Origin of the sequence: Pantoea allii (assembly GCF_046529425.1) — a bacterium.
In the GTDB taxonomy this organism is placed as follows: Bacteria; Pseudomonadota; Gammaproteobacteria; order Enterobacterales; family Enterobacteriaceae; genus Pantoea; species Pantoea allii.
The window spans coordinates 3,619,633-3,632,400 of the sequence record NZ_CP125958.1 but is presented as its reverse complement, the minus strand read 5'-3'; the positions used below and the strand labels follow the sequence as shown (position 1 = coordinate 3,632,400).

Here is a 12,768-nt window from a genome sequence, read left to right as displayed (position 1 = left end):
GCGCGAAAAAACGCTGGGCATGCGGTATCTGGCTGTGTGGTGCTTTGCGCGCGTCAGCCATTCCGTTAAACTTGCTGCGATTAACCTCCCCTACAAAGGACAAGTCTATGTATCAGGACATTATTCGTTCAGAGCTGAACGAAGCTGCAGAGACGTTGAATAACTTTTTGAGTGACGACGCGAACATTCACACCATCCAGCGGGCTGCGGTGATGTTGGCTGACAGCTTTAAAGCGGGCGGCAAAGTGCTTTCCTGCGGCAACGGTGGCTCTCACTGTGATGCGATGCATTTTGCGGAAGAACTCACCGGCCGCTACCGTGAAAATCGTCCTGGATACCCGGCTATTGCCATTTCAGACGTCAGCCATCTTTCCTGCGTGAGTAACGATTTTGGCTATGACCACGTTTTTTCCCGTTATGTTGAAGCGGTAGGGCGCGCAGGCGATGTGCTGCTGGGGATCTCTACCTCGGGTAACTCTGCCAATATCATCAAGGCTGTTGAAGCCGCGCGCGCGCAGGGCATGAAAGTGATCACCCTGACCGGCAAAGATGGCGGTAAGATGGCGGGCAGCGCGGACATTGAAATTCGTGTACCGCATTTTGGTTATGCTGATCGCATTCAGGAGATCCATATCAAAGTGATCCATATCCTGATGCTGCTGATTGAAAAAGAGATGGTCAGGTAACAGCACGACTGGCCTCCTGGTCGACAGGAGGCGTTTTGACATAAGGCGGTTGCTATGTGCGAATTGCTCGGGATGAGCGCCAATGTTCCCACCGATATTTGTTTCAGTTTTACCGGATTGGTGCAGCGTGGCGGCGGAACAGGGCCGCATAAAGACGGCTGGGGCATTACGTTTTATGAAGATAAAGGCTGCCGCACCTTTAAAGATCCCTTACCGAGTTTTAATTCCCCCATTGCGCGTCTGGTGCAGGAATATCCAATTAAATCTCATTCGGTCGTGGCACATATTCGCCAGGCGAATCGTGGACCGGTCTCCCTGGAGAATACGCATCCGTTTACCCGGGAATTATGGGGCCGTCACTGGACTTATGCACACAACGGGCAGCTTAAAGGCTACAGGCAACTGGAGACCGGGACGTTTCGTCCGGTAGGGGAAACCGACAGCGAGAAGGCATTTTGCTGGATTCTGCATAAGCTGGCCACGCGCTATCCGCGCACGCCGGGGAACTGGCCTGCAGTCTTTCGCTACATTGGGGAGCTGGCGGGTGAGCTACGGCAGAAAGGCGTATTTAATATGCTGCTGTCGGATGGTCGCTACTTAATGGCATTCTGCTCAACCAATCTGTTTTGGATTACCCGCCGTGCACCTTTTGGTCGGGCGCAGCTGCTTGATCAGGACGTGGAGATTGATTTCCAGAAACACACCAGCGCGAACGATATAGTGACCGTCATTGCCACACAACCGCTGACGGGAAATGAAACCTGGCACCGAATTGTGCCAGGCGAATGGGCATTATTTTACCTTGGAGAGCGCCAGGAATGACTGGGATGCCGCTTCAGGTTGGGTGATCACCGGGCTGCTGTTCATCACATATCTGCCGCTGGTCACATTCACGGTCGGCGGCTGATGATACTGCGCAAAGTAGGTGTAGCCGGGCTGAAGTTGCTTCCAGAAATCCGCATAGGTGGAATAGCGATGACGCTGCATATTGCTGTCGGTCATGCGAAACGGATAAATGGCAATATTCACTTCCTGCTGACCATTACGTAATGCTGCATTCACATAGGTGAAAATCTCATCCATATAGGCATTGGTCATGGCATAGCAGCCGATAGACTTACAGTCGCCATGAATCATTAAATAGTTACCGCTGTAGCCCTGGTCGCGATCGTATTGATTGGGGAAGCCAATATTAATCGCGCGATAGAAACGGCTGTCCGGCTTTAGCTGATTCATTTTTACGCTGTAAAAACCTTCCGGGCTTTTAAAATCGCCTTCACGACGTTTTGGCCCCAGGCCGCCAGAAAAGTTGCAGATGCGATAGGTATCCAGCAAGCGATATTCGTTGCCAATCTTGCCGTACAGCTCAAGGGTACGCTCTTCCTTGAAGATCTGAATATAAACCGGCGTACCGATTAACTGTTTCTTTAATTCTTTGCTCACCGGCGCCAGTGGCTGAACCGGCTCAGGAGTCATTGCCATGCTGAGGGCTGGCAGTAAAATCATCGCAAACAGAAGTGCGATTTTGCCCATGCTGTGTACACCTTGAAGTGAAGAAGAACAACGGCGCGATAAGTGCGCCTCTGTTTGCATTATCGGAACTTTCCGCTACCGCAGCGCAACATTAAACATTGTGTGTTTTTTTAGCAATACAGCGCAGAGCAAAATGTCCATTTCTTTGACGGAATAGCGCCGAAAATTTGTAAAGTTTGTTAGCAACTGCAAGAAATATTGCACAAGCCTCTTTGGACTGTATACTTATCCAGTGCTGGAGGGGCGATGCGTAAGATCATTCATGTCGATATGGACTGCTTTTTTGCCGCAGTGGAAATGCGTGATGACCCTTCATTGCGCGATATTCCCATGGCGATTGGCGGCAGCCGCGATCGGCGCGGGGTGATCAGTACCGCTAACTATCCGGCACGCAAATATGGCGTGCGCAGTGCGATGCCCACGGGCATGGCGCTGAAGCTATGTCCTCATCTGCGTTTATTACCCGGGCGCTACGAAGTTTACAAAGAGGCATCCAGCCAGATTCGCGCCATCTTTTCACGTTTTACCTCCCTCATCGAGCCACTGTCGCTGGATGAAGCCTATCTGGATGTCACCGACAGCACGCACTGTCAGGGATCAGCTACGCTGATCGCCCAGGAAATCCGCGCCACTATCTATCGGGAAACCCAACTCACGGCCTCTGCGGGCATCGCACCGATTAAATTTCTCGCCAAAATCGCTTCTGACTTAAACAAGCCTGATGGCCAGTTTGTCATTACCCCTGCACAGATGTCTGATTTTTTACTGGCGTTGCCGTTGGCGAAAATTCCCGGTGTGGGAAAAGTGTCGGCAAAAAAGCTGGAAGAGCTGGGATTACATACCTGCGGCGATGTGCAAAAAGCCGATTTGGCGTTACTGCTTAAGCGCTTCGGTAAATTTGGTCGGATCTTATGGGAGCGCAGCCACGGTATTGATGAACGCGGTGTGGTGGTTGAACGCGAACGTAAATCGCTGGGCGTTGAGCGCACGCTGGCTGACGATATCGACAGTTGGGAACGCTGCCTGGAGATTATTGATTACCTCTATGCCGAGCTTGATCGGCGCTTAACTCAGATACGGCCCGATAAGCATATTGCGCGTCAGGGCGTGAAACTGAAGTTCAGTGATTTTCAGCAGACGACCCAGGAGCATGTCTGGCCGGTGCTGAATAAAGACGACATGATTGCCGTGGCGCGTAAAACCTGGGATGAGCGCCGGGCTGGACGCGGCGTGCGGCTGGTGGGATTGCATGTGACGCTGGTGGACCCGCAACTGGAGCGGCAACTGCTGCTGGGATTATAAGGGGGGGGCCGCCGTTGGCGGGGATGGGGTTTGCTTTGGTTCTGCCCGGTTGGGCTGGGCGCTGCGGTTTTGCATTGAGCATATTCTGCCCGGCTGGGCGTTACGGTTTTGTTCTGAGCATGTTCCGCCCGCCAGGCGGCAGGGAGTTTCAGCCTGCCCGAGCAGGCGGTCGGGTTAAGGGGCTTGCGCCAGCCCCTTAACAATCCCGGCGTCCGGCAGCCGTCGCTGTCCCTTCGTCACTCACTGCGGCCTGACGGACCGTCCGGATGCGCCCTCCGTGGCGCAGCCGTCCTCGTCGCGGCATCCCTGCCGCGCCGTCCTGGCCTCCGTTCTTTCCTCAGCGCGCCGGATGCCTCCAGCAAATCCTCGCCTGTGAGGGCTTATTCTTTAGTTGATGTGGGGTTGCCTGTTGGCGTGGGCGATGCCGTTTTACTTCCGGTGTGTTCCGGCCATCGGGCAGGGGAGCTACATTTTTGCTTCAGGTGTGTTGTGCCTGCAAGGTAGTGGGGATGCGGTTTTGCTCTGAGCATATTCTGCCCGGCTGGGCGTTACGGTTTTGTTCTGAGTATGTTCCGCCCGGCTGGGCGCTACGGTTTTGCACTGAGTATGTTCCGCCCGCCAGGCGTCGGGGAGTTTCAGCCTGTCCGAGCAGGCGGTCGGGTTAAGGGGCTTGCGCCAGCCCCTTAACAATCCCGGCGTCCGGCAGCCGTCGCTGTCCCTTCGTCACTCACTGCGGCCTGACGGACCGTCCGGATGCGCCCTCCGTGGCGCAGCCGTCCTCGTCGCGGCGTCCCTGCCGCGCCGTCCTGGCCTCCGTTCTTTCCTCAGCGCGCCGGATGCCTCCGGAACCCCCCCGCCTGTGAGGGCGTATATTTTTCCGAAATACTGCTTCGCCTGTTATTAACATGCGTAATCAGAACTGAAGACAGGGAAGCCTGACGAAAATGAAAAAATGAACAGCAATAAGCTGTGATGCTTTTCTGGCATCTGAAGCGATGTTTTCTGACATCTGAAGCGACGCGGAAAGTAGTTTTGGCACAGGTATCAAAGCGGGGGAGTTGGGCCGGCCTTCCCGTCCCGCTGAGCGGATGCAGGATTTCCGGATGAGCCGACAGGACGTCGGCGAAAGTCAGGCCGCGCCAGGGACGGCGCGTCCTGGCGGTCCGGGAGAAATCCTGAAGGAGCGAAGGGACCGCGCAGCGGCGGGTGGGCAGGACGGGAGCCCGGGGTCAAGGGGCCGCGGCGACTGGCGGCCCCTTGTCGGTCGCCCGCACGGGGCGGACTGAAACTGCCCGCCGCCTGGCGAGCGAAACCTTCTCGGAGCTTTATGACTGAACGCCGCTCAGGCTGGCAACCCGGGCTCCCGCATGAGGCTGGCTGAAGCTCTCTGCCGCCTGGCGAGCGAAAACTTCTCGGAGTTTTATGACTGGACGCTGCCGCCCAGGCAGCAACCAAAGCCACGCTCATGCAATGAACATCACCGCTCAGGTGACACGCCTTAACCGTCCCTGTTCGGCGACGAACGCTTACTTCTTATATTTTGCTTCCAGCGTCGCAAACCATGGCTGGACGAAATCCTCATTACTGCCCCAGCCTGGAATGATTTTGTTCAACGACGCCACGTTCACCGCACCAGGATGGCTGTTAAGCGCCTGCTGAGAAATCGAAGCGGCTTTAAATTCATAGGTAGCTGGTGTGGTTTCACCGGCAATCTTGTTTGCCACCAGGCGCATATTGACGGCCCCGATGGTTTTAGGATCGACCGCGACAGTCTGTACCCACGGGCTGCCTTTCTGACGCATCAACTGCAAGTCCTGATTCGAGACATCGATGCTGTACAGTTTGATCTCTGTACGGCCATTTTCCTGCAGCGCTTTGTAAGCGCCCTGGCTGAACGCGTCCCATGCACCCCAGATGGCGTCAATCTTGCCTTTAGGGTATTTCGCCAGGATAGCGCCAACTTTATTGGCGGTGTCGCCCTGGACATCCGTTGATACCGCGCCAATCGACTCAAGTTGATGAATGCCAGGGTTCTCTTTCAGCAATTTCTCATAAACAACCTGACGACGTTCCATCGGCGGGAAACCGGCAACCCATAATTTAACAATGTTGGCTTTGCCGTTGAAATCCTTGATTAACTGTCCCAGCGACAACTGGGCCAGAGATGCATCATCCTGCGCGGTGACCGTGACACCCGGAATCGGGTTGTCCACGGGCGTATCAAATACCGATACCTTAATGCCGGCGTCCGCAATGCGTTTTACCAGCGCACTGGCGTACGGCGCTTTGCCGTGGGACAGCACAATACCGTCGTATTTCTGGCTGATCGCCTGATTCACGAAATCCTGAAAGCGCGCATCGTCGCCGTTGCTGAGAAACGTACTGACTTTAAAGCCTAACTGGCGGCCTTGCTGAATGGCTCCCGCAACAAACTGTGTGGTGTTGTCGTCTGAGCCAAGGTTACGGATGACGGCAATGCGTATCGGGCCTTCATGGTTAGCGATAGCGGCAGGAACTGGCGTGACGGTGTCGGCAAACGCTGTACTGGCGTTTAACAGGCTGAATGCCAGCAGCGAGAGTGTTATCTTTTTCATTATTCTTAACTCCAGTTGGGGATGCGCCTTAGCGGCGCTGTACGTAAGTGATAGCCAGTGCTAATGCCAGCACCAGCCCTTTGATAATGTCCATGGCGTAATAGGGAACCGACAGCATCACCAGACCGTTTTGCAGCACGCCAAGAATGACGGCACCCACCAACGTACCCAGCGCATTCGGCTTACCGGAACCGGCCAGAGAAAAGCCAATCCAGGCCGCAGCCACCGCATCCATCAGATAACCGCCACCCGCGTTAACCTGTGACGATCCGATGCGTGATGCCAGCAGAATACCGCCCAGCCCGGCTAACAATGACGCGATGACGTAGGCCAGCACGCGATAACGTGTTGTGCGAATACCGGAAAGCCTGGCGGCCTCGGGATTACCGCCCAGCGCGTACATGCGGCGACCGTGCTTTGTTAGGGATAATGCGAGCTGTGCCACGACGGTGACAACCAGCATGATAATAACGATTGTCGGCACCTGACCCAGCAGGTTAAACGTTGCCGGAATTGTGCCTTCAGCCATATCACCGCTTGGCAGCACCATATTTTCCGTAATGGAGCCACCAAAACTGTAGGTCATTGCCACGCCCTGAATCACAAACAGGGTGGCCAGTGTCGCCAGCATGTCGGGAATCCGCAGCACCACGATCAGAAATGCATTGAACAGCCCGACCAATGTACAAAGCACCAGCGTGATGGCAATGGCCGCCGTGGTATCAAAGCCATACCAGACGAATAGCGAAATCACCAGGGCGTTGGCCAGCGAGGCGGTAGAACCAACGGACAGATCGAAGCCGCCGACGGTCAGCGAAACGGATACGCCCACCGCAATGACGGTTACGATGGCGATGGAGCGTAAAATATTGATGATGTTGTTCGGCTCCAGAAAACTGTCGGAAGCCAAACCAAAAGCGGCGATCAATATCACCACCGTTAGCAGCATGCCCCACTTATACAGGAAATCGAACAGCTGATGGCGCAGCGAGGAAGACGCTGGCTTCAGGGATAAGTCTTTACTACTGCTCACGCAGGGGTTCCTCCGGTGGAATAGAGCAAAAGTGTCTCTTCTGTGGCTTGCCGTCCCTCTAACTCCGCCACAATGCGTCCATCCCAGAGCACACAAATACGGTCGCATAAGCCGACCAGTTCAGAAAATTCGCCAGAGGCGTAAATAATGCCTTTGCCTTCATGGGCAAGGTTGCTGATCAGCGTGAACAGCTCTGTTTTCGCTTTTACGTCCACGCCCTTGGTCGGTTCATCAAAAATCAGTACATCGGCGTTATTGCGCAACCATTTGCCAATCGCCACTTTCTGCTGATTGCCACCAGAGAGCCGACGCAGTTGCTGCGCCGGGCCCGTGGTACGCACGCTGAGGCGGCGAATCACCGCTTCTGCCCAGCGCCAGGCCTGACGATGGCCAAACAGGCTCCAGCGGGAAAAGCTGTCGTCTGCGCTGATGCTGAGGTTCATCGCCACTGACTCATCAATAAAAATGCCTTCTTTACGGCGTTCTTCAGGCACCAGCGCCATGCGCTGTTGCACCGAGTCGTGTGGCGATCGCGGCTTCCAGCGTTTACCGTGCAGCTCACCGCGTGAAACGCGGCTCTTACTGGCACCAAACAGCGCCTTGCACAGTTCGGTTTTCCCCGCGCCCGCCAGACCGGCAATGCCCAGAATCTCGCCTTTATGCAAACGCAGTGAAATATCCTGCAGCAGGTGTTCATCATGCAAACCATCCACCGCCATGATCACGGGCTGCGGCTGAGGTGGACGCCGCGGTGGATAGATATCGGTTAACGGATGCCCCAGCATTTTTTCAACAATCTGCTCACCGCTCAGCGCCGCCATCGGGCCGCTTTCAATCAGTCGTCCATCGCGCAGCACCGTCAGGCGGTCGCAAATGGCCTTCAGCTCGTGGATACGGTGAGAAATAAACACGACACCTATGCCGCTGGTTTGCAGACGACGGACGACAGCGAACAGGCGTTCGCTCTCGTGCTGGTCGAGCGGCGCAGTGGGTTCGTCAAGAATCAGAAAGCGGCAGTGATGGGAGAGGGCTCTGGCCAGCAGAATTTGCTGCTTTTCCGCCAGCGAGCAGCGCTCTACCGGGCGTTTAACATCTATCGATGCATCCAGCTGGGCCAGCAGTTGACGAGCCCGGCGGCGAATATCGCTCCAGCGGAAACCATGACCTGGCTCTGCTAACTGATCCAACAGAATGTTTTCCGCTACGCTGAGCTGTGGCACTAATGCCACATCCACCTCCTGCTGAACAAGGTGAATACCCAACTGTTTGGCATCCCGCGGGCTGCGAATCGAAACCGGTTTACCGTCCAGCAGAATCTCACCGCTGTAGTGACTATGGGCACCTGACAGCACTGCCATCAGCGTGGATTTACCGGCCCCATTGGCCCCGGTCAGCGCATGAATCGAGTGACCTTCACTCAGAAAATCCACCGACGTTAACGCGGCAAATCCGCCAAAATCGATGGAGATGTTACGCATCTCAAGGCGATTTAAAGCATGCATTGCAGGGATCTCCATTAAAGTCACTGACCACATTTTTTCCTGAAGCATCAGGCACGGCAACAGCCGAAAGCGCATAAGTTAGCACAGAAACTTATTAGCCATCCAGACATCTGGACGTAATGGCGGCTAAAGCTGGTTAAGCGCAGTAAGTTGGTGATTTAGCGGTAGGAAGCGGCATTCCCCCAGCGGATTATGCTGCGAATGACTAACCGAAAATTGTAAAGTCAGTCATGCGCTTTCACGATTCAAGGGAGATTGATTGAATGTGGCAGGCAGGGTAAGGCTTCAGATAAGGTCTTAACCTGCAGAACAGGGTGACAGAACCGGTTATTTCAGTGCGTAGACCTCGGCTAAGTCGGCCAGATCCCAGTTTCCGCCCGTCAGCAAGACGCAGACTTTCTCGTCGGGTTTCAGACTCACCGAACCCGCCAGTAGCGCACCGAGACCAATTGAGGCTGCCGGTTCCGCAATTAATTTTGCATCCCTGGCAAGAACGCGCATGCCCTGAATAATGTGTTCTTCATCCACCAGCATAATCTCGTCTACATACTTCTCAATAATCGGGTAGGGATTGCGTCCCGGTACGCTAATTCTTAAGCCGTCAGCGATGGTGTTTTGCAGCGGCAGGGAAGTAGGCTGTTTATTGATCCGGCTTTGATAATATTTAGGCGTCAGGGCAGGCTCAGCGCCAATGACTCTGACCGCCGGACGGGTTTCTTTCAGCGCCGTGGCGACACCAGAAAGCAGACCGCCGCCGCCCAGCGGCACAATGACAGTATCCACATCCGGTAAATCATCTAATATTTCGCAACCGATCGTGCCCTGTCCGGCCATGACCATCGGATCTTCAAAGCCATGCACCACCGCATAGTTATTGGCTTCGGCAATTTCATACACTTCTTTCCAGCGCGAGGCGTTGTCACCATCAAACAAAATAATCTCTGCTCCCAGCGCGCGGGTATTCTCGATTTTGATTTTTGGCGTGGTGACCGGCAAGACCAGGACAACTTTTACACCCAGCATTCTGGCTGCGTACGACAGCCCCTGAGCATGATTGCCTGACGAACTGGAAATAATACCGTTGGCAAAAGCCTCAACGGGCAGAGAGAGCACTTTATTTAGCGCACCGCGAATTTTAAACGCACCGGTAATTTGCAGCGTCTCCGGCTTGAGATAAAGCTGACAGCCCACCTGCTTTTCGATTTTATCGGCGCGCAACAACGGTGTGTGACGAATATGCGCAGCGATACGCTGTTGCGCTTCATGAATATCTTGCAGGGTCGGATACTGACGCGTCATCACGGTTACCTTTATCTGAAGGAAAAACGTTATTCAAAAAATGCAAAATACGTACCGACACCTTTTTCGAGGGCATTGCGGTAAATTCTGCCGGCGGTCGTGTTGTCCTGAATGGAAAGGCCGGTGGAGTCAAAAAAGGTAATTTCTTCCTCGCTTTCTCTGCCCGGCTTCTTCCCCAGTAATATCTCACCGATTTCAGCATGAATGTCGTTTTCACGGATGATATTTCTGTTCAGCCCGTGCCAGGTTTCACCCTTTTGCGTGCACTGAGACAGGGAGTCCACGACCACTTTTACCCGGCTGAAAATGTGAGGATCAAATTCCTGTTTACCCTGCTGGTCGGTGCCAATGGCGATGATATGTGTACCAGGCTTAATCCAGCTGGCTTCGATCAGCGGCCCTTTGCCCCGGGTCGTTGTAATCAAAATATCGGCTTGCGCTACCGCCGCCTGGCAGGAATCCGCCACAGTGACCGGGATACCAAACTCGCTTTCAATATCATTTTTAAAGGCCAGCCGGGATGCTGGCGTGCGGCTCCAGGCATGGATCTCTTCAATTTGCATAACCCTGGCGATGGCTCTTACCTGCATCCTGGCCTGATTACCTGTGCCAATCATCGTCAATTTTTTGGCGCTTGTGCGTGCCAGTGCCTTCACGGAAACGGCACCCGATGCGCCGGTGCGCAGACCGGTAATCAGGCTACCATCCATCACGCAGCACAGCGCACAGGTCCGGGCATCAAACAATATTACCGTTCCCATGCCGCTCGGCAGGCCATATTCCACAGGGTTCTGTGGAAAGGGGCCAGAGGAGGCTTTCATCGAAATCAGTTCGTTGCTTTTGTAATAACTGGTTTTAAAGTCTATTTCCCCACGCGGCGCGGGAAGGTGCAAACCGATATAGGCCGGCTGTTCCACCAGATTGCTGTTGAAGGCTTTATAGGCTTCTTCCACCGCATCAATCACGTCGTCGGTGCTGATGAGCTGACTGACTTCCTGTTTGGTGAGCAATAACGTCTTCATGCACCCTCTAATCACGTTGTGAAGAACGGCTCTCCGGTACACAGATGACCTGATGCCGTTGTCAGAGAAAGGTTGGCTTTGGGACATTATTGCACCGGCTGCACGACAGAAAATGTCAATCTGCGGGTCGGATAAACGCTTTTTACTGTTTTAGCGGGCGGTGGCGAAAGCTAATGCTTAGTGGCTGGCGATGAAAGGACGTCAGGCCGAAATAGCCGATAAAAAAAGGGTTTATGTTGAACATAAACCCTCAGAGAGATTAACGCGCCTGAATTACTTTTCAGGTATCACGTTCAGCAGCGTTGTCAGCAGTTTCCAGTAAAGCCCCACGCTCTCGATATGCACCTGCTCATCAGGTGAGTGAGGGCCGGTAATCGTTGGTCCAATCGAAACCATATCCATGTCAGGATAAGGCTTTTTGAACAGGCCGCATTCCAGACCTGCGTGAATCACCTGGATGTTAGGCGTCTTATTAAACAGCGCGACATAGGTTTCACGGGTCAGCGCCATAATCGGCGAGTCCGCGTCTGGCTGCCAGCCGGGATAGCCACCTTTTGGCTTCGTTTGTGCGCCTGCCAACTGACCGAGTGAGGTCAGCATCTGCACGACGTAATCACGCCCAGTATCGATCAGTGAGCGAATCAGGCAGTTAATTTCTGCTTTATCTGCCTGCATCGTGACCACACCCACATTCAGCGAGGTTTCGACCACGCCTTTGGCGACGTCTGAGTTACGGATAACACCGTTTGGCGTGCTGTTCAGCAGATTCAGGAAGCGGTCACGGCTCTCTGTGGTTAGCGCGTCACCCTGATGGGCAACCGGCTCGCTGACAAAGGCAATGTTCTTCTCTTTTACGCCGTGTTCATTTTGCAACGCAGCCAGGAAGCCGGCGGCGGCCGATTTCAGGCTGTCTACTTTGCTGCTGTCGACAGACACGGTGGCAAAGGCTTCACGTGGGATTGCATTACGCAACGTACCACCGGTGAATTCAACCAGACGGAGATCCAGCTCTGCCGCATGGGCCGCCAGGAAACGCGCCAGCAATTTGTTCGCATTGCCCAGGCCCATGTGGATATCCGCGCCGGAGTGACCGCCACGCAGGCCTTTCAGGGTCAGCTTCAGGCTTTCGTGGGAAGCCGGCACCGCCTCACGCGTCAGCGGAAGCGTGGTGACGAAGTCGATACCACCTGCGCAACCCATGTAGATCTCACCTTCTTCTTCCGAATCGGTGTTGATCAAAATGTCCGCCTGCAGCCAGCCTGGCTGTAAGCCAAACGCGCCATCCATGCCGGTTTCTTCGGTCATGGTTAACAACACTTCCAGCGGACCGTGGGTCAGGCTGCTGTCCGCCAGAACGGCCAGCGCAGATGCCATACCAATACCGTTGTCGGCACCCAGCGTCGTACCGCGCGCTTTGACCCACTCGCCATCAACATAAGGCTGAATAGGATCTTTGGTGAAGTCGTGTACGGTGTCGTTGTTTTTCTGCGGCACCATATCAAGGTGGGCCTGCAGCACAACCGGCGTGCGTTTTTCCATGCCTGGCGTGGCCGGTTTACGGATCAGAATATTGCCTACCTGATCGCGCTCACACCAGAAACCTTGTTCTTTGGCCCAGCCAACGATATAGCTTGCCAGCGCTTCTTCATGGAAAGAGGGATGCGGAATAGAGCAAATCTTAGCGAAAATATCCCACAGTGGCTGTGGAGAGAGTTGGGACAATTCAGACACGACAAGTCTCCTGTGTCAGTGCGCCGGCCGGGCCGGACATTGCGAAGTTCCAGTAAAAGATCGCCG

The 12,768-nt window shown here is 54.4% G+C and carries 10 protein-coding genes; 3 read left to right on the top strand and 7 right to left on the bottom strand.

From position 1 onward, the window contains the following. Positions 1-107: 107 nt before the first annotated feature. Together lpcA and QNH99_RS17205 are read left to right on the top strand one after the other, a co-directional pair. A complete protein-coding gene (gene lpcA / locus QNH99_RS17210) occupies positions 108-686 on the top strand; it encodes a D-sedoheptulose 7-phosphate isomerase (RefSeq protein WP_063878545.1) in 579 nt (192 codons plus the stop codon). A 54-nt stretch (positions 687-740) separates the two neighbouring features. Next, entirely contained in the window at positions 741-1,508 is a 768-nt protein-coding gene (locus tag QNH99_RS17205) for a class II glutamine amidotransferase (RefSeq protein ID WP_063878546.1), read from the top strand. On the opposite strand, the gene dpaA is transcribed toward QNH99_RS17205, so the two are convergent. Beyond that, positions 1,479-2,219, bottom strand: a complete 741-nt coding sequence (gene dpaA / locus QNH99_RS17200; protein WP_063878547.1) for a peptidoglycan meso-diaminopimelic acid protein amidase — start codon at positions 2,217-2,219, stop codon at positions 1,479-1,481. The two genes, QNH99_RS17205 and dpaA, sit on opposite strands and share 30 nt — an antisense overlap. Positions 2,220-2,465: 246 nt before the next feature. Between dpaA and dinB the strand changes: the two genes are divergently transcribed. Continuing rightward, the gene (gene dinB, locus QNH99_RS17195; protein WP_063878548.1) at positions 2,466-3,521 is read left to right on the top strand and encodes a DNA polymerase IV; all 1,056 of its coding nucleotides are present in this window, start codon (positions 2,466-2,468) and stop codon (positions 3,519-3,521) included. Between the two features lie 1,526 nt (positions 3,522-5,047). Here dinB and QNH99_RS17190 read toward each other — a convergent pair. The 6 genes from QNH99_RS17190 to pepD form a co-directional block, all read right to left on the bottom strand. After that, positions 5,048-6,115, bottom strand: a complete 1,068-nt coding sequence (locus QNH99_RS17190; RefSeq protein ID WP_145393692.1) for a sugar ABC transporter substrate-binding protein — start codon at positions 6,113-6,115, stop codon at positions 5,048-5,050. 28 nt (positions 6,116-6,143) lie between these two features. Continuing rightward, positions 6,144-7,256: an ABC transporter permease gene (locus tag QNH99_RS17185; RefSeq protein ID WP_410516971.1), complete on the bottom strand. Its 1,113-nt coding sequence runs from the start codon at positions 7,254-7,256 to the stop codon at positions 6,144-6,146. After that, a complete protein-coding gene (locus tag QNH99_RS17180; protein ID WP_283355363.1) occupies positions 7,145-8,650 on the bottom strand; it encodes a sugar ABC transporter ATP-binding protein in 1,506 nt (501 codons plus the stop codon). Before QNH99_RS17180 ends, QNH99_RS17185 begins: the two co-directional genes overlap by 112 nt. Positions 8,651-8,977: 327 nt before the next feature. Next, the gene (locus QNH99_RS17175; protein WP_410516970.1) at positions 8,978-9,949 is read right to left on the bottom strand and encodes a threonine ammonia-lyase; all 972 of its coding nucleotides are present in this window, start codon (positions 9,947-9,949) and stop codon (positions 8,978-8,980) included. A 29-nt stretch (positions 9,950-9,978) separates the two neighbouring features. Continuing rightward, the gene (locus QNH99_RS17170) at positions 9,979-10,971 is read right to left on the bottom strand and encodes an ornithine cyclodeaminase family protein (RefSeq protein WP_096012054.1); all 993 of its coding nucleotides are present in this window, start codon (positions 10,969-10,971) and stop codon (positions 9,979-9,981) included. 273 nt (positions 10,972-11,244) lie between these two features. Continuing rightward, positions 11,245-12,702: a beta-Ala-His dipeptidase gene (gene pepD, locus QNH99_RS17165; RefSeq protein WP_096012053.1), complete on the bottom strand. Its 1,458-nt coding sequence runs from the start codon at positions 12,700-12,702 to the stop codon at positions 11,245-11,247. Positions 12,703-12,768: the final 66 nt, after the last annotated feature.